Raw genomic sequence first — 16,530 nt, 5'->3', positions numbered from 1 at the left:
AGGAATCATTCCTCCGACCTTTTTTTATATTCTCACAATATTTTTCTCCCAATTTTTAAATTCAAGCTCATTAAACTTGGCGCTCATCTTTTCATCATCAATATAGAACAGAGCCTCTTCTAATGAACAGTCCACATCCGCTTCACAATGGATAGCTGCAAGCTTTCTGGATAGATGCAGCATATCCAAGCTGTCTTCAATTTTCGTACGCTGCCCCTTTGTCAGTTCTTCTATATTCTCTAAGATTCCTTCGATGGATCCATACTTAAGAAGAAGCTTCAACGCGGTTTTCTCTCCGATCCCTTTCACGCCTGGATAGTTATCACTTGTATCCCCCATGAGAGCTTTCAAGTCAATCATCTGCTGTGGTGTGATTCCTTTTTCATCTGTAAAGGAACCCTCATGATACTCCGCATAATTGCCATATCCTTTTTTCAATAGTACAACATTTACATTCGGCTGCAGCAACTGTAGAAGATCCTGATCTCCAGTCAACAAGAAGACTTGAGAATGCTGACTGTACACTTGACTCAGCGTTCCCATACAATCATCCGCTTCGTAACCGACTTGTCCGACGTTAGGAATATCAAGAGCTTCCACAACTTCTTTAGCTAAATCGAATTGTGGGATCAATTCTTCTGGAGGGGCTCCACGATTCGCTTTGTAGTCTGGAAAAAGATCATTACGGAACGTCTTACTTCCCATATCCCAACAGCAAATCACGTGTGTGGGCTGGTAGGTTTCTATTGCCGTAAATAAGTGTTTCATCATGCCGTAGACCCCGTTTGTCGGGATCCCTTTACTGTTGATCATATAATAATTGCTCATAGCTGTAGCGTAAAACGCACGGAAAAGCAGCGCCATGCCATCCACGAGCATCACTCGATTGGTTGTTGTCATTTTCTAAGAACTCCTTTTCCCTTTGAATAGTTCTATTATAACAATTCTTCTCCTTTGTTCGTACTAGAAATTTTCACACATTTGTCTGTAAATTGACAATATTCTGTACAAGTGATACCTTAAAAAGTAAGCGCGCCTACTTACATAAACTTTTTTGTAAGCGGTTGCAAAAGTAAATTACTAGGAGGATGTTTTTATGGTATATGCTTTTCCTAATACGGAAGGATCTAAAGTTCAGTTCAAGGAACGCTACGACAACTTCATTGGCGGAGAATGGACAGCACCTGTCAAAGGGCAATATTTTGATAATGTCACCCCTGTAACGGGACAAACGTTTTGTCAGGTTGCACGTTCGACAGAGGAAGATATCGAGCTTGCCCTTGATGCAGCACACAAAGCGAAAGACGCGTGGGGTGCAGCATCTGTGACGGAACGTTCTTTGGTTCTTAACCGCATTGCAGACCGTATGGAAGAAAACCTTGAGAACCTTGCCATCGCGGAAACATGGGAGAACGGGAAAGCTGTCCGTGAAACCCTGAATGCTGACCTTCCACTTGCGGTCGATCACTTCCGTTATTTCGCTTCGGTTATTCGTTCCCAGGAAGGATCCATCGGCGAAATTGATAACGATACGATTGCTTACCATTTCCACGAACCACTGGGAGTCGTCGGTCAAATCATTCCTTGGAACTTCCCTCTGTTAATGGCGACATGGAAAATTGCTCCTGCTCTCGCTGCTGGGAATGCAATTGTCCTGAAGCCTGCGGAACAGACACCAGCATCCATCATGTATTTGCTCGAAATAATTGAAGACTTGCTGCCTGCCGGGGTATTGAACGTTGTGAACGGATTCGGTTTAGAAGCTGGTAAGCCGCTGGCCCAGAGCCCACGCATCAATAAAGTGGCTTTCACTGGAGAAACAACAACCGGACGAATGATCATGCAATATGCATCTCAAAATATCATCCCTGTTACCCTGGAGCTTGGTGGAAAATCACCGAACATCATTTTTGAGGATGTCATGCGTGAAGATGACGATTTCTTAGATAAAACAATTGAAGGAATGGTCATGTTTGCTCTGAACCAGGGTGAAGTATGTACATGTCCTTCTCGCGCTCTCATTCAGGAGTCGATCTATGATGAGTTTATGGACCGTGCTATCAAACGCGTCAAAGAAATCAAGACAGGAAATCCACTTGATCCTGAAGTGATGATGGGTGCTCAAGCTTCCTCAGAACAATTGGAGAAAATCTTGTCTTACCTCGAGATCGGTAAGGATGAAGGAGCCGAATGCCTTACTGGAGGGGCGCGTAATCAGATGGAAGGCGACTTTAAAGATGGATATTACGTGCAGCCGACGGTATTTAAAGGCGATAACAGCACGAGAATTTTCCAGGAGGAAATCTTCGGACCTGTCCTATCTGTAACGACCTTCAAGGATAAAGAAGAAGCGATGAAGATCGCCAATGACACACTTTATGGATTGGGTGCCGGTGTGTGGACACGTGATATGAATACTGCGTACCGATTCGGACGCGGAATTGAAGCTGGACGCGTTTGGACAAACTGTTATCACGCCTACCCTGCTCACGCAGCTTTCGGCGGATACAAAATGTCCGGTGTCGGGCGGGAAAACCATAAGATGATGCTCAGCCATTATCAACAAACCAAAAATATGCTCGTGAGCTACAGCCCGCAGAAGCTTGGATTCTTTTAAAACCAGAAAATGGGTAACTCCTTGATTTGCGGCCCTACGAAAGGAGCTGAAAAGATGGTTGAACGTGTAAAAGCGACCGACGCCGCTCTTGAGCTTATTGAAATGCTGAAGGAAAAACACGGCCCTCTTCTTTTCCACCAATCAGGTGGGTGCTGTGATGGAAGCTCTCCGATGTGCTATGAAGAAGGCGATCTTTTAATCGGCAGTCAGGATGTATTGCTTGGAAAAATCGGGGACACTCCTTTTTACATCAACAAAAAGCAGTATGACTACTGGAAGCATACACAGTTGATCATTGATGTCGTAGATGGACGCGGAGGGATGTTTTCGCTGGAAGGAGTCAAAGGAAAAAGGTTCCTCACCCGCTCACGCGCATTTACTGATGAGGAGTATAAGGAACTGAAGGAAAGCATAGAGTCATAACGTAAAGCGCCCAGGAATCTCCTGGGTGTTTTATTATTTCTTACCTGAGTCATTAATCCCCCCATAGTGGCTCGAGGGATTTTTTTATAATCATAGTAAACCGATAAGGCTGAGGATGACCGTGACGTTCAATGCTCCACCATTTTCATCCCCCTCCCCTACACTCCCTAATGAAGGACCGCATACCATCACTTTGAGTATTTGTATATGCCCACTCTTTCTGTCACTGCACACCCGCATTTCTCAAAAACTTTCAACATTGGTTTGTTATGGACACTTGTCGCACCAACGCTATAGGTGGCATGGAAGATGCTCTGAAGGAGATGTAACCCCTCTTTATATAGAGGAGCGCTCTTGTTCTTTCCTCGTTCTTCCGGAACTAATCCGAAATAAAAGATCCTCCCTTCATCTTTTGTTCCTGGTTCGATATGTGGCATAACCACTCCAATAGGCGTACCATTTTCATAAGCAGTCAAACACGTATCCACATAACCTTGTCCAAGCTCTTTTTTGACACTTTTCATTTGTTCATCCATGTTCAAGGATTGGGGAGCGTTCAATGACCCTTCCATTGCCCTGCGCCATGTCTCTTTAAATACCCCTTCCTCTCCATCCCTCAGTGAAACCATTTCAAAAGACAGTCGTTCCGTATCGATGGGGTCCAACTCAGCCAATTCACAACGTACAAAGTAAACCTCATCATGATGTTTGAAGCCAAGGTCTTTGATGTAGATCACTGTCTCTTCTTGAAAAGTAGATGGGACAAGGATCGTACGATTTCTCACTCCATCATACTTAGCATCTCTTACAAACTTCCCTGCCAATGACTGAAGCTCTTCATCTGTGAGAAGTCCTGTATCTTCGATGGTTACAAAATTTTCCCCCTCCACGAACTTCACTTTTTCATAAAGACTTTCCATACTTTCCCCCCTTTTGCTCTATCGTATCTTACATCTTAAAACATATCATTTCCCAATGAGGGAATAGACCCGTTATGATACAAGCAAGGAGAGTGATTAAAAAATGAACAAAGAAATCCAGTTAGTCAAACGTCCCGAAGCCGCTCCTACACATGAGCATATAAAAATGGTTGAAACGGAACGCCCTGTCCCATTGCAGGGAGAAGTACTCGTGAAATTGCTTTATGTGTCCGTCGATCCTTACATGAGAGGCCGCATGAGTGCTGCTAAATCCTATATCGCTCCTTTCCAATTAAATGAACCTATGGAAGGTGGCATTGTTGGCGAAGTTGTGGAATCGAACGCGGATACTCTACAAGAAGGTGACATCGTCACAGGTATGCTTCCTTGGAAAGAGTACGCGTCGGCTCCAGCAGATACGCTTAGAAAAATCGATCCTAGTCTCGGCCCCGTCACGACATCACTAGGGATTCTCGGAATGCCTGGGTTAACCGCTTATTTCGGATTGATGGATATCGGTCAGCCAAAAGAAGGCGAAACTCTGGTGGTTTCCGGAGCTGCTGGAGCCGTCGGTTCTGCAGTCGTCCAAATTGGTAAAATTTCAGGCTGTCATGTTGTCGGAATTGCTGGTTCAGATGAAAAGTTAGCATACCTGAAAAACGAACTTGGCGTCGACGAAGTCATCAACTATAAAACAGAAAGTGTACCTGATCGCTTAGAAGAAACCTGCTCAAATGGAATTGACATCTATTTTGATAATGTCGGCGGGGATATATCAGATGCTGTCTATCCATTATTGAACAAATTCGCACGCATCGCCCAATGTGGAGCCATTGCATCCTACAACGTCCCGAACGATCAAGGACCACGGATGCAGATGCACTTGATTAAATCCAGCGCGCTCATTAAAGGGTTCACAGTCGGTGATTATCAGGATCGATTCACAGAAGGATTCTCTCACTTGGCTCAATGGCTCCAGGAAGGCCGTTTGAAATATGAAGAAACGATCACAGAAGGATTTGAAAATATCCCAGATGCATTCTTCGGGTTATTTGAAGGAGCAAACCTTGGTAAACAACTTGTCAAAGTTGCAGAACCCTCTCAAAAATAATAGTCGTTAAAAAAACAGACTAAAAAGGACTGAGAAATATGATTTCTCAGTCTTTTCTCTATTATATTAAGAGTCACCATGATGAATGTAAATGCCGATCTCTTCTAAAGCCTGATGCAAACCTGCCTTCGTATGTACTTGAGTAAAATCCACACCCATATCTACAAGGGATTTTGCTGTTTCTGGCCTTAACCCTGTTAGAGTTGCATGAACACCAACGAGTTCAAGGGCATGAACAACTTGATAAATGTAGTTAGCGATCATCGTGTCAATCACTGGAACACCGGATACATCAATAAAAATATAATCCAATTCAAATTCCGAACTTTTATTTAAGGAGGTTTCCATGATCAGCTGGGCCCGGTTGGTATCAAGTTCCCCGATCAATGGAAGGACAGCAACTCCCTTTGTGATCGGTACAACGGGAACAGACAGTTCAGCCATCCGCATTTCTTTTCTTTCCCACTCCATACGAATGTTTCTGGAGTACGTTTGACTAAAATGTTTCGTAATTTCATCTAATACTTCATTAATGGTTTTGCAGATGTGAACCACCGTGGAAGAAGAAAATTCATCGTTGGTTAATTCCTCAGAAAATATCCCCCAAATCGCTCGGCGAACAAAGTTCATCGTTCGAAGGGATTGATCCAGCTCGACTTCCGCCTCTACCTTCTGCTCCCCTTCACGATCTGCCCACATTTCAATGTGCTGCATCGAAGAAGTACCATCACCGATGATCACTTCACCGATATAGGAGAATAGCTCTTCCCAATTCGCTGTTCGAATGGTAGCAGCCCCGAACTCCTCTGTTTTCAACTCTCGCACTCGATTAGCTAATTGATCCGAGTTTTTCTCGATCTTTTCGCCGATGTATGTGATTTCATCTCTCATCTTGGATACCCCTCAACTCAAATTATTATCAAATAGTAATGTAACACAGAACACTAGATAAAACGAACGCCCTCCGGTATGATAAAGGAAGTTTACGCATAGGAGGACACTATGAATAAAATATCGTTGGTCTTGTTTCTGATTTTATCTCTATTGTTTCTTTCTCATGGTCTTTATCAAGGCGTCGCGAACGGCCAGTGGACATCCCTAACCTTTGCCATCATCGTCATCGCCCTCGGTTCATACAGCATGCTAAGAAAAAAACGCAAATAACCCTTCCAAAGAATAGCTCCCGATTGTGGAAGACTCAGTTTCGAGACTTTTGTTGAATGGGTGGGGGCTGCGGGGAATGGCTCGCTTTCCGCGGGAGCGCAAGGAGCACATACCGCGTATCCTTAAAGAAAGCCTTACCTAGTTGAAATAATGAATGACAATTCCTGGCCATGGATACGGGGTCAGGGAAACGACGATTCGCAGTGCTTTGAATCAGTCAGTAGAAAAACACACATGTTCGTGTCTCCATTCGTTTTTCATGCGGACGTTTCCCTGACCCTGTTCCCACGCCATATTCGTGCAGGATGCATGGTTAAAACAACTCTATAACGGCGTGGGTGAACAGACCTTCATTACAGAGCTCGGCAGGTTACTGTTAAAGGGATTTCGAGAACCTCGTATGGCAAAGGGGCGGAGGGAAACGGTGAGACTCCTATGGGACGTGTGGGACAGGTGAGACCCCGCAGGACGAAGTCCGAGGAGGCTCACCGCCCGCCCCATGGAAAGCGAACTGTTTCCCGGAGCCCCTAAAAGCACAGAAACGTCTCGAAATCAAGTCTTCAACAATCCTGCCATATACCGTAATAAAGACCCTCGCTGAGGAGGGTTCTTTTATGCGTACCTTGGAAGGTCGTAGCGGCCGAACCATTGGTGTCTGTGATCAGAAAACCAGCGGTATAAGGGAGAACCGACCCGATGGACTCCTGGGAAGGAAAAAAGAATGCCGATTACAGTGAATAAAGGCAAAGAAAGCAGCAGTTTCCGAATGGTTTCAAAACCTTGTTTCACTTCTCCTTCTTTTGTCAGCATATGAATCTCATCCAGCGTATTGCGCCCTTCCAAGTAAGGGTACTTCCCTGTCTCTTCTGTATCCTGAACAGCTACCCATTTAATTTGATGAAGCCAGTCAAACGTTCGGAACGTTTTCTTCACATAAAAACAAAACGGACATTGCGCATCGTAAAAGACGATATGTTTTTTCATAAATCAAAACACTCCTTTCTATTATTGAGCGTCCTCTTGTAGTTGAACCTTCACCCAGCCTCTGACTGCGTTAATCATCCATACTTCATCGAACTTGTGGATATCCTTTTTATAGAGAACCTTTTCTTTTAGTTTTCCACATCTTAATAAATTTTTCCTATACGTTCCCGCCAATAATCCACAGTCAACGGGAGGGGTATAGTAATAACCGTCGATGTTTACGACGAGATTAGCTATTGTGAATTCCGTCAATTCACCTCTTCGATTCCAAAGCAACGTCGCTTCTGCTTCGTCGGATCGATGACGATGATAGACATCCCGATGAGTGGTTTTATGAAACAGAAAAGGATTCTCTTCGTTTATAGGATCGTCAGATAAGATGCCGGTGACACAAGAAGCAGATGATTTTATACCATAGACTTCTATTTCAGCTTTCCCTTCTTCGTCAACGAGCATGCGAGTTTTATAGAGACCACTTGGATAAGCTTTGGCAACTTGAGAGCATTTCTTTTCTAAATCACTTCTTTTAATGGGATAAGCAAAATACGAAGCCGATGCAATGATTCGGTCCAGGTGATCGTTGAGTAAGTCAATCGATCCATTTTCCAGCTTCATCGTCTCCAAAAGTTGAAATTTTGGACGATCTTCTGTCAGAAGGCGAGCCTTCGTCTTTAATTCCTCAAACTCTCCTTCCGAAGTTGAGTCCCACGTAATGCCTCCCCCTGTACCGTAAACGGCTTTTTCTTGTTTTTGATCAATCATAACAGTACGAATAGGAACATTGAAAATGGCTTCTTTCTCCGGTGTCATATAACCGATAGCTCCGCAATACACTTCACGCGGCGAGTCTTCTAATCTTTGAATGTATTCCATGGTCCTTACTTTTGGAGCTCCTGTAATCGATCCACACGGAAACAATGCTTGAAATAATTCGTACATGGTGTAATTTTCCGGTAACCGACCTTCTACAGTCGAAGTCATCTGGTGGACCGTGGGATAGGTTTCCACTTCAAATAGATTGGGGACATGGACACTCCCGGGCACGGCGATTCTACCTAAATCATTCCTCAATAAATCAACAATCATAAGGTTCTCGGAGCGTTCCTTTTCTGATGTCTGAAGATGCCGGCGCTTCACCTCATCCTCTTTGCTATTACGGCCTCTAGCTGCCGTACCTTTCATTGGCTTTGTTTTCAATTGGTTGCCATCGACTCTAAAAAACAGCTCCGGAGAAGCAGATAGAATCTTCCGATCACCCATGTTCAAGTAAGCACTGTAGGAGGCCAGCTGATTCCTGACAAGTTTTCTATACAAAGTGTAATCATCTCCAGAGAAAGAGGCTTCCATTCTAGTCGTAAAGTTCACCTGATACGTATCGCCCCGTTCAATCCCCGCTTTCACTACTTCTATTCCTTTTTGATAAGAGGCATAATCCCCACGCAGCTCCCAGTTCGAAACTTGAAACGGTTCAGAATCTGCATCCTCCCGCTTTGTTTCAAATCCATTGAACACTCCGAACCATACAAGCGGCCATTCAGGATGAGAGTGAACGCGAAGGGCATGGTCAAAAGCGGGGGCAGCTTCATAGGATACATAACCAGCTACATAGTACCCCGCGTCAAGCCTTTCTTCCACTCGATCGAAGACTGCTTTCATCTCGTTCAGATCATAGGTAGTGAGAATCTCTACCGGGTGTTGAAAAACTTTAGGGTCCGGATTCCCTTGAGCGTTTGTAAATTCAAACTGTAAAAAAGGTGAGGTTGTCATACGCCCACTCCCTCTCTTCTACTTGCTTTGTAACGAACAGCTCGGTCATAAACGTTTCGAAGCAGATCAAACCCGTACTCCGTCAATATGGACTCTGGATGGAACTGTATGCCTTCCATCATCTTTTCCCTGTGGCGGACACCCATAATGACACCATCTTCAGAAAGGGCAGTAACTTCGAGTTTTTCCGGCAATGAAGGGAAATCTGCCTGAAGAGAGTGGTAACGGGTGACTCGGAAGGATCCGGGAAGCTTACGAAACATGGTACGGCCATCATTCGTAATCGTCGTCACTTTCCCGTGCATCGGTTGACTTCCTTTGACGACGATTCCACCAAAATGTTCAACCATCAGTTGATGGCCAAGACATATGCCTAATAAGGGAATTACTCCACCAAAATGCAGCAAGACATCCTTACAGATCCCTGATTCTTCCGGCCTCCCCGGTCCTGGGGAAAGGACAATAAGATTCGGATCGAGCGCACGGATCTCTTCGATCTGCCATTCGTCGTTTCGTTTCACAACTACTTCCGAATCCATCTGTTTAAAATATTGGGCTAAATTATATGTGAATGAATCATAGTTATCAATGATTATGATCATAGTTGCGGACACCTTTCATCCTTGAATATATGTCTATTATACTACCGCCTGCTACGTTTTCCATAGAAGATAAGAATGGAAAATCATCACTTTGTAGTTCTTCAAAGGAAAAAAGAATCGAAAATATCAGTCTCATATATTAGAATATATAGAAAGATCTCGTCGTTAGGGTGACTGCCATGAAATCAGAATTGCTAAAATCGAAGAGTATATGGATTAAAATCGTTCTCATATTGATTGGCATCACGATGCCGCTCTGGCTAAGTGTTGAGAGGTCCGGCCTTGCAGCTGTAATCGAAAGGCTTCAGGCCGCTCCATCAGGGGCTACACTAATGATGGCTGCATTCGGGCTCGTCATGTTAAACACGGTACGAGCCCTCCCCCATTACATTGGTGCTCTTCTGCTCGGAGATGAGCTCGGAGTAAGGTTGAACCGCCCATGGTTGAAGGTCGCCGTCCCTGTAATGATCATCCCATTGGTTTACGCTTTGATTAACGGGTACAATTCAATCAACTATCATTTCGGAGGCCCGGCCATTTTTCTATTATTATCGATCGTCGTTCTTCATTTTTTAGGAAATGGTCAATTACGCCCTGTATTCAAAGCTTTCATTCTCGCTCAATTGCTATTCGGTTTCCAGTGGCTGGATACGGTACTTTTCCTAAGTGCTTTCGGATTCGGTGGCGGGGAAATTTCTATGGAAGTGAAAAGAATGGCCGCGGAGTTAGGGTTCGGAAGTACCTTAAGTTTTTACAGCCTCGTCTTTTTCGCAGTATTTATTGTAAATGCCACCTTCCTTGCCGTGTACTTAACCGTTGCTGAACAAAAAGCAAAAATGAGACAGGACTTGGACATCGCCCGGCTCGACATGGTGGAGTCGCGTTCTGGAAGAGAAGCGTTACATCTCGTTCACGACTTAAAAACTCCATTATCACTGATGGAGGGACTGAACAGCCTCATTCAAATGAAAACGAAGGACGACGAAATCCTTCAGTACACCAATAAAATTTCCTCGTCCATTCAAGCGACCAGCGATATGGTTTCTGAAATCTTGTATCATGAGAAGAAAAATTGGTGTACATTGAAAACATTCATCGAATATGTACGTGCGAATAAACTTTCAGATTCAGCAACCATCTATGCGTTCGATTTGGCCGCCGATGAGAATATTGAAATCTACATTAATAAAATCAGAATGACACGAGCGCTTGTCAACTTAATTGATAATGCCAGTGATGCCGTTGAAGGAAAAAAAGACGCCAAAGTGACCATTGCTACTAAAGTAGAACAATCAGGCATCCTGATTGGTGTGAAAGACAACGGTCATGGCATCAGCCAATCCAATATCAATAAAATTTGGAATGCAGGCTACAGCACGAAATCCCATCCTGGTGTAGGGCTGACATTCGTTAAAAATGTCGTCAAAGAACACGGCGCGGAGCTATCTATTGAAAGCGAACAAGGAGTCGGAACGATATTCTGGATTCATTTACCGAAGGAGAGAGTACGAGATGAAAATACTGATCATGGATAATGACGAATCCTTACGTTACATGCTGACAGAGTTTTGTAAACATGCCGGGTGGGAATCAAACACGGCCGTGAATGGACGCGAAGGTGTCGATATGTTTTTAAAAGGAAGGTATGACGTCATCCTTGTCGATTATCATATGCCGGAAATGGATGGCCTTCAAACCGTCAGGGAAATCCGTAAACACAATACAGTTGTCCCCATTCTCGTGCTGACGGTAGATGAACGACAGGAAGTGGCTGATCGCTTCCTGGAAGAAGGCGCCACCGACTTTGCCTTAAAACCTGTGAAAGCTCCTGATCTCATATCCAGGATCAAACTGCATGCACAAATCGCTAATATGAAAAATAAACACGAAGAAGATGACGATGTTTTTACCGCCAAAGGAATTAGTAAAGGAACATTAAGTTCCATTTCAAACTACTTGCAGGAAAATCGTGAAGCCTATCCTGTAGACGTCATCTCAAAAGACATCGGCCTTGCCTACCCCACTGTATACCGATACCTCATGCATTTACTAGAGGAAGGCAAAGTCAAACAAGTGGTCAGTCATCAGAAGATTGGACGGCCGAAAAAGCTTTACAAATGGTATGCCCATTAAGTGTCTCTCGTGACTAGGAAGGGTATAACCAGAAGGAGAAGCATAGAGAAGGAGTGGTAAGATGAGATCGGGGAATCCCGTTTTAAAAGATGATACATTTCAGCGTTCTGCAGCTTCAGGAAAGTCAATGACCCTGGGTGGAACGACAGCAAAAATATCCCTGCTGTTTTTATTTTTGGTGGGAACAGCAGCGTACACATGGTACCAGTACTCACTGGGAGTCGATGTCACACTCATGATGATCATCGGTGCCATTGGAGGGCTTATATTCGCTTTAATAACTGCCTTCTTCCCTAAAGCTGCGCCTGTCACTGCCCCTATATACGCAGCACTCGAAGGTTTTTTCATCGGTGGCATTTCCGCCTTCGTCGAGGGAGCTTATTCCGGGATTGTCATTCAAGCTGTCAGCTTAACGCTCGCCGTGATGGGAGCTTTATTGATTCTTTATGCAACAAGAGTCATTAAGGTCACAAGAAACTTCCGACTGATGGTTGTTTCCGCTACGTTAGGCATTTTCCTCGTCTATCTTGTGAATTTCATTCTGAACTTTTTCGGCATGACCGTTCCCTATCTCCATTCCAGTGGCCCTGTTGGGATCGGAATCAGCCTCTTCATCGTGGCTGTTGCTGCCTTGAACCTCGTTCTTGATTTTGATTTCATTGAGAAAGGCGTCAACCGCGGTGCACCCAAGCACATGGAATGGTACGGAGCATTCGGCTTAATCGTAACCCTTGTCTGGTTATACATTGAAATTCTCCGCCTTCTTCAAAAACTCAGACGCTAAACGCCCAAAAAGAGAGTGATAGCCTAAATAGGCGATCACTCTCTTTTTTCCTCTTCCATTAAAGCTCCCGATTGTGGAAGACTCAGTTTCGAGATAACCCGGGGTTCGTTTGCCATGTTAGGAGTCAGGGGTGGTTGGGAATCTACTCGCTTTCCTGTGGGGGAGCGCCGAGCTTCCTCAGGCTATCGCCTTGCGGGATCTCGCCTATCTCCTTCTCCCACGGGAGTCTCGCAGATTCCCAACCACCCCATTCGACATAGAGGAGAAACGAACCCCAGTACCAAAATGGAGCGTCTTCCACTATCACTGTGCTATAGACAAAAGCGCTCTGTATTAAGCTTTCACCATCGGAATCCAACTGCAATTTATATCCATCTACTTCCACTAAGCATGAATACTGACTATCACTGAAATTGTTTTGAGCACCACATATGGTAAAGGGGCAGAGGGAAACAGTGAGACTCCTATTTTAAGTGTGGAGGCGCCTTGGTCAGCGGCGTATGGACTAGACTGAGCTGGCGGAGATAAAGGAAACACGAAGAGCGTAGCGATTCGATGTTGACTTATCGTACAGAAGCGAGGGAAGTCTCACTAGCCGCTAGGCGCCGGAACCGGATAACTAAGAGGGTGTGCGGGACAGCTGAGACCCCGGAGGGCGCAGGCTGAGGAGGCTCAGCGCCCGCCCCATGGAAAGCGAACCTTTTCCCGGAGCCCCTATTTCCACACAAACATCTCGAAACTGGGTCTTCCCACAACCCTGCCATTATCCTAAACAGCGTTACTTCTCAAAACCGTGTTGGTTTAGGAAATCAATGATGCCCTCGACAAGTCCATCTGCAAGAGGCAGGTCAGGGTTTGTATAGGTCGCTAAATTTCCATCCCTATCCTTGGGAGCTTCTTTCAGCACATGATTCATCCCTTCTACAAGCATGAGTTCCGCCTCTGGCTCTGCTTTTTTCAAGAGCTCTGCTTCTGATTCTGGTACCTGAATATCGTTCGTTCCATTCACAATTAATGTCGGAACATCCAATTCAGCCAATTGCTCCGCAGGATCATAAGCCATCCATGAAAGGAGAAAAGGTTGGACATCTGGAGAAAACACTCCTTGCAGAGCCTGGCTGACATCAGGAACCGTCTCCCCGTCCCGCATTTTACCAAGAATCGTTTGACTTTCTTTGAACAAGTCTTCGGGTAAACTGTCCCCGAGTTGCTTTTCTAATACATGATCAATGGTCTGACCGGCTCCTGCTAAGGAAATGAATGCTTCTGTCGTTTCAGCACCTGACGCCATCATTCCGACAAGGGAACCTTGACTGTGACCAATCACAGCTATGTTTGTAAAGCGTTTATCATCTTCTAGCGTTTCCAGCCACTGTTTAGCATCATCAATAAAAACTTCAAATCTCATTTCACTGTTGCTGGTTACAGCGTTTATATTTTTGCCCGCGCCTCTTTTATCATATCTTAAGGAAGCAACCCCTTTGTCTGCTAAGGATTCTGCCAAAAGTTTGAGACTATCATTGTTTCCTGCACCTTGAGAGTTTCCATTCCGATCGGTCGGTCCTGAACCGGGGATAATTAAAGCGACAGGATAAGACTCTTCTTTTTCAGGCACCAATAACTCACCATATAATTTACCAGTAGAGGTTTCAATGGATAAGAAATCCCCCTCTTCTTCCTTCGCTTCTTTCTCACCTTTCCTCAATAAGAATGGGAAAGTTTGTCCGTTTTGTGTAAAAGTACCACTTAATTGCTCTCCTTCTATTTTTCCATCAAACTGAACAGACTGCCCAGGAAGAGGCATCTGAAAAGAGACACTTCCTTCATTGGTATCTATCTCGGTTAATGAAAAATCCGTAACATTCTGTGCAGGAATGGTAATCGTCCCCGTCCACTCTTCTCCAGATTGAAAATCGACCAAAATGTTCAATGGTTGATTGGGGATTTGGATTTCACCCTCCCAATGACCTTCCAATTCTTTATTCCCTTGTCCTTCCGCTTCCTCATTTTTTTCGTTACAGCCTGTAAATATAAAAAGTACGATTCCTAACATAAGTAGCTTTTTCATCGTCATCCTCCCTCATATCTATCATTTTACAAGAAATGAAGGAAATTTATAACAAGATGAAAGCAAACCATTTCATTTGTTTTCGATCATCGCACCTAATAAAAACACTCCGCCAAAAAGGGACGGAGTGCTTTCATCTATGCTTGGGTCTGACTTGACTTCTTACTATTCAGGAAGAACGTCGTGATAAACATCAGTGCTAAGAAAACAATCACGATACTGAAACCACCAGCCATTCCGAAAGCTTCGGAAGCTAGTCCGATGATGTAACCAGCAATACCACCGCCGATGCCTGCAGCAATATAAATGAGTCCAAGCGCTGAACCACCTGTTTTAGATAGCTGAGTACCAAACGCTGTCGCCGTCGGGAACAATGTTGAGAAGAACAACCCTGCCCCAGCGAACAAGTAAGGGAAATTCTCAGCGACTAGGAAACTGGCACCGACCATCAATAATGCTCCGGCAGAGAACGTAATTAAAATAATCCGCTCATTGATCCAATTGGTCAAATAGGCGACACCAAGGCGTCCCGCCATGAAGAAGATGGAGAAGAGAGACAAGATGGTCGCTACCATGTCCTCTTTATTAGCCGTTGACATGCCACCCAGATCCAGTGACTTCAAGTACGTCGGGAAGAAATTCATGAACGATACTTCCGCAGACACCTGGAAGACGAGAAAGATCATGAGGAATACGAACTGAGCGTCTTTCAACATAGGAATGAATGCTTTCAAATCGATTTTTTCTGCTTTCCCTGATGGAAAAGCTACGCTAGTAATATAGATGATAACAGCTATTAAACTGACTGCAATTCCTATATAAAAATAACGCCATGATGCAAATTGGAACATGTAGTTTAGAAATTGTGGAAATAGCACCATTCCTAACCCGTACACTCCCATTGCAAAGTTGAACATCTGATTTTGTTTTTTCGGATAAGCCGCTGGAATGATCGCATTGGAAGCAACACCGAGCGCCCCTAAACCGAACCCGACAATCATGTAGAAACCTAAGAAGAACATAATATTAGGCGCAAGACCTGTACCAAGAAAGCCAAGTCCCATAATGATGGCACCGATGATGGTCATCGTCCGCAGGCCTTTTTTATCTGTGTAATAACCGATTACGACACTGGCAAGCGTGAATCCGAGTTGGAAAATAAAGACTACCAGACCAAATTCACTCATATCCAAACCTAGATCCTTTTCCACTTGATCCAGTACGATTCCTTTTGTATTAGTAACACCACCCGAAATAAATTGGGTGAACATAAGAATAATTAATGCATGTATACTTTTTCCCTTTGTCATGTGGTACCTCCTGAAAATTGTTTAATTCGTGAACATTTTCAGGAGATTCCCCGCTATATATCAGTTAAAACTGCCTTTTTACATGTAAACGTTTTTTCAGTAAAATTTTTACGCTCTCCGCCCACTTAAGCTGGATAACATTCCAAGTATCTCCTGAACTTCATTTTATTCCAGGCTGCCTACCATAGCGAATTCTTCGACCCCTTTATGATCATAACCCCCATCCGTAATTTTTCTTACGTCTGTAAGCATCTTTTTCATTGGAACATGAGTACCTTTCACACGGGAAAAAAGTGCTTGGTGAGACCCCGCAGAGCGAAGCTCGAGGAGCATTCCTGTAGGGAAACGATTTGAGGATATATCGAATAGTTTGCGGTGTGCATAAAAAAAGCCCCCTTGGTACGATAGAGAGTGTCATGCATGACCTCGAATTAAGTACCGAAGGGAGACTTCAATTATGGATACTACACAAAATCAAAGAATAATGCAAACCAATGAACACACGATCGCTATAGGGGTGGACGTGGCGAAACACAAACACGTAGCCCGAGCGGTGGATGATCGTGGGGTTGACCTTGCCAAACGCATGGTTTTCTCCAATTCACTAGAAGGTTTTCAAAAGTTACAGAAATGGATTCAGGCTTTAA

The 16,530-nt window shown here is 44.3% G+C and carries 15 protein-coding genes and 1 pseudogene; 8 read left to right on the top strand and 8 right to left on the bottom strand.

Annotated elements, in window-relative coordinates; translation table 11 throughout:
- Positions 1–24: 24 nt before the first annotated feature.
- The gene (locus tag BLS23_RS17600; protein WP_089654365.1) at positions 25–900 is read right to left on the bottom strand and encodes a 5'-3' exonuclease; all 876 of its coding nucleotides are present in this window, start codon (positions 898–900) and stop codon (positions 25–27) included.
- A 196-nt stretch (positions 901–1,096) separates the two neighbouring features.
- Between BLS23_RS17600 and adh the strand changes: the two genes are divergently transcribed.
- Together adh and BLS23_RS17590 are read left to right on the top strand one after the other, a co-directional pair.
- On the top strand, positions 1,097–2,617 hold the full coding sequence (gene adh / locus BLS23_RS17595; protein ID WP_089654364.1) for an aldehyde dehydrogenase: 1,521 nt from the start codon (positions 1,097–1,099) through the stop codon (positions 2,615–2,617).
- A gap of 54 nt (positions 2,618–2,671) precedes the next feature.
- Entirely contained in the window at positions 2,672–3,040 is a 369-nt protein-coding gene (locus BLS23_RS17590; RefSeq protein WP_089654363.1) for a DUF779 domain-containing protein, read from the top strand.
- Positions 3,041–3,228: 188 nt separating this feature from the next.
- Here BLS23_RS17590 and BLS23_RS17585 read toward each other — a convergent pair whose 3' ends face one another.
- Positions 3,229–3,960: a GNAT family N-acetyltransferase gene (locus tag BLS23_RS17585; RefSeq protein WP_089654362.1), complete on the bottom strand. Its 732-nt coding sequence runs from the start codon at positions 3,958–3,960 to the stop codon at positions 3,229–3,231.
- Between the two features lie 103 nt (positions 3,961–4,063).
- On the opposite strand from BLS23_RS17585, the gene BLS23_RS17580 reads away from it, so the two are divergent.
- Positions 4,064–5,071: an NADP-dependent oxidoreductase gene (locus BLS23_RS17580; RefSeq protein ID WP_089654361.1), complete on the top strand. Its 1,008-nt coding sequence runs from the start codon at positions 4,064–4,066 to the stop codon at positions 5,069–5,071.
- A 66-nt stretch (positions 5,072–5,137) separates the two neighbouring features.
- Here the strand turns inward: BLS23_RS17580 and BLS23_RS17575 are convergent, their stop codons facing one another.
- Positions 5,138–5,962: an STAS domain-containing protein gene (locus BLS23_RS17575; protein WP_089654360.1), complete on the bottom strand. Its 825-nt coding sequence runs from the start codon at positions 5,960–5,962 to the stop codon at positions 5,138–5,140.
- Positions 5,963–6,073: 111 nt separating this feature from the next.
- On the opposite strand from BLS23_RS17575, the gene BLS23_RS21845 reads away from it, so the two are divergent.
- On the top strand, positions 6,074–6,235 hold the full coding sequence (locus BLS23_RS21845; protein WP_167356117.1) for a hypothetical protein: 162 nt from the start codon (positions 6,074–6,076) through the stop codon (positions 6,233–6,235).
- A 612-nt stretch (positions 6,236–6,847) separates the two neighbouring features.
- On the opposite strand, the gene BLS23_RS17570 is transcribed toward BLS23_RS21845, so the two are convergent.
- Genes BLS23_RS17570 through BLS23_RS17560 form a run of 3 tightly spaced genes read right to left on the bottom strand, consistent with a single transcriptional unit; the run spans position 6,848 to position 9,588 of the window.
- The gene (locus BLS23_RS17570) at positions 6,848–7,219 is read right to left on the bottom strand and encodes a thiol-disulfide oxidoreductase DCC family protein (RefSeq protein ID WP_089654359.1); all 372 of its coding nucleotides are present in this window, start codon (positions 7,217–7,219) and stop codon (positions 6,848–6,850) included.
- A 21-nt stretch (positions 7,220–7,240) separates the two neighbouring features.
- Positions 7,241–8,986, bottom strand: a complete 1,746-nt coding sequence (gene pabB / locus BLS23_RS17565) for an aminodeoxychorismate synthase component I (protein ID WP_089654358.1) — start codon at positions 8,984–8,986, stop codon at positions 7,241–7,243.
- Positions 8,983–9,588, bottom strand: coding sequence for an anthranilate synthase component II (locus BLS23_RS17560; protein ID WP_089654357.1), 606 nt, complete (start codon positions 9,586–9,588; stop codon positions 8,983–8,985). Before BLS23_RS17560 ends, pabB begins: the two co-directional genes overlap by 4 nt.
- Before the next feature lie 179 nt (positions 9,589–9,767).
- Between BLS23_RS17560 and BLS23_RS17555 the strand changes: the two genes are divergently transcribed.
- The 3 genes from BLS23_RS17555 to BLS23_RS17545 all read left to right on the top strand — a co-directional run bounded on the left by BLS23_RS17555 (position 9,768) and on the right by BLS23_RS17545 (position 12,505).
- On the top strand, positions 9,768–11,123 hold the full coding sequence (locus BLS23_RS17555) for a sensor histidine kinase (protein WP_089654356.1): 1,356 nt from the start codon (positions 9,768–9,770) through the stop codon (positions 11,121–11,123).
- The gene (locus BLS23_RS17550; RefSeq protein WP_089654355.1) at positions 11,101–11,721 is read left to right on the top strand and encodes a response regulator; all 621 of its coding nucleotides are present in this window, start codon (positions 11,101–11,103) and stop codon (positions 11,719–11,721) included. Before BLS23_RS17555 ends, BLS23_RS17550 begins: the two co-directional genes overlap by 23 nt.
- A 61-nt stretch (positions 11,722–11,782) precedes the next feature.
- Positions 11,783–12,505 (top strand): Bax inhibitor-1/YccA family protein, encoded by a 723-nt coding sequence (locus tag BLS23_RS17545; protein WP_089654354.1) that lies wholly within the window; start codon positions 11,783–11,785, stop codon positions 12,503–12,505.
- Between the two features lie 778 nt (positions 12,506–13,283).
- Here the strand turns inward: BLS23_RS17545 and BLS23_RS17535 are convergent.
- Both BLS23_RS17535 and BLS23_RS17530 read right to left on the bottom strand, forming a co-directional pair.
- Positions 13,284–14,573 (bottom strand): alpha/beta hydrolase family protein, encoded by a 1,290-nt coding sequence (locus BLS23_RS17535; RefSeq protein ID WP_089654352.1) that lies wholly within the window; start codon positions 14,571–14,573, stop codon positions 13,284–13,286.
- A 137-nt stretch (positions 14,574–14,710) separates the two neighbouring features.
- Positions 14,711–15,883: an MFS transporter gene (locus BLS23_RS17530; protein ID WP_089654351.1), complete on the bottom strand. Its 1,173-nt coding sequence runs from the start codon at positions 15,881–15,883 to the stop codon at positions 14,711–14,713.
- 457 nt (positions 15,884–16,340) lie between these two features.
- Between BLS23_RS17530 and BLS23_RS17525 the strand changes: the two are divergent.
- Positions 16,341–16,530 (top strand): annotated as a pseudogene (locus BLS23_RS17525) (IS110 family transposase); the annotation flags it as partial.

The sequence above is a fragment of the Halobacillus aidingensis genome (genome assembly GCF_900104185.1).
Classification (GTDB): Bacteria; Bacillota; Bacilli; order Bacillales; family Halobacillaceae; genus Halobacillus; species Halobacillus aidingensis.
This window is presented reverse-complemented; position numbering and strand designations above follow the sequence as displayed.

What these genes read in the sequence shown, in the direction of transcription:
- BLS23_RS21845 (WP_167356117.1), top strand. Translation starts at nt 6,074, where the DNA reads ATGAATAAAATATCGTTGGTCTTGTTTCTGATTTTATCTCTATTGTTT.
- BLS23_RS17585 (WP_089654362.1), bottom strand. Translation starts at nt 3,960, where the DNA reads ATGGAAAGTCTTTATGAAAAAGTGAAGTTCGTGGAGGGGGAAAATTTT.
- BLS23_RS17545 (WP_089654354.1), top strand. Translation starts at nt 11,783, where the DNA reads ATGAGATCGGGGAATCCCGTTTTAAAAGATGATACATTTCAGCGTTCT.
- BLS23_RS17555 (WP_089654356.1), top strand. Translation starts at nt 9,768, where the DNA reads ATGAAATCAGAATTGCTAAAATCGAAGAGTATATGGATTAAAATCGTT.
- BLS23_RS17550 (WP_089654355.1), top strand. Translation starts at nt 11,101, where the DNA reads ATGAAAATACTGATCATGGATAATGACGAATCCTTACGTTACATGCTG.
- BLS23_RS17600 (WP_089654365.1), bottom strand. Translation starts at nt 900, where the DNA reads ATGACAACAACCAATCGAGTGATGCTCGTGGATGGCATGGCGCTGCTT.
- adh (WP_089654364.1), top strand. Translation starts at nt 1,097, where the DNA reads ATGGTATATGCTTTTCCTAATACGGAAGGATCTAAAGTTCAGTTCAAG.
- BLS23_RS17575 (WP_089654360.1), bottom strand. Translation starts at nt 5,962, where the DNA reads ATGAGAGATGAAATCACATACATCGGCGAAAAGATCGAGAAAAACTCG.
- BLS23_RS17530 (WP_089654351.1), bottom strand. Translation starts at nt 15,883, where the DNA reads ATGACAAAGGGAAAAAGTATACATGCATTAATTATTCTTATGTTCACC.
- pabB (WP_089654358.1), bottom strand. Translation starts at nt 8,986, where the DNA reads ATGACAACCTCACCTTTTTTACAGTTTGAATTTACAAACGCTCAAGGG.
- BLS23_RS17560 (WP_089654357.1), bottom strand. Translation starts at nt 9,588, where the DNA reads ATGATCATAATCATTGATAACTATGATTCATTCACATATAATTTAGCC.
- BLS23_RS17590 (WP_089654363.1), top strand. Translation starts at nt 2,672, where the DNA reads ATGGTTGAACGTGTAAAAGCGACCGACGCCGCTCTTGAGCTTATTGAA.
- BLS23_RS17570 (WP_089654359.1), bottom strand. Translation starts at nt 7,219, where the DNA reads ATGAAAAAACATATCGTCTTTTACGATGCGCAATGTCCGTTTTGTTTT.
- BLS23_RS17580 (WP_089654361.1), top strand. Translation starts at nt 4,064, where the DNA reads ATGAACAAAGAAATCCAGTTAGTCAAACGTCCCGAAGCCGCTCCTACA.
- BLS23_RS17535 (WP_089654352.1), bottom strand. Translation starts at nt 14,573, where the DNA reads ATGAAAAAGCTACTTATGTTAGGAATCGTACTTTTTATATTTACAGGC.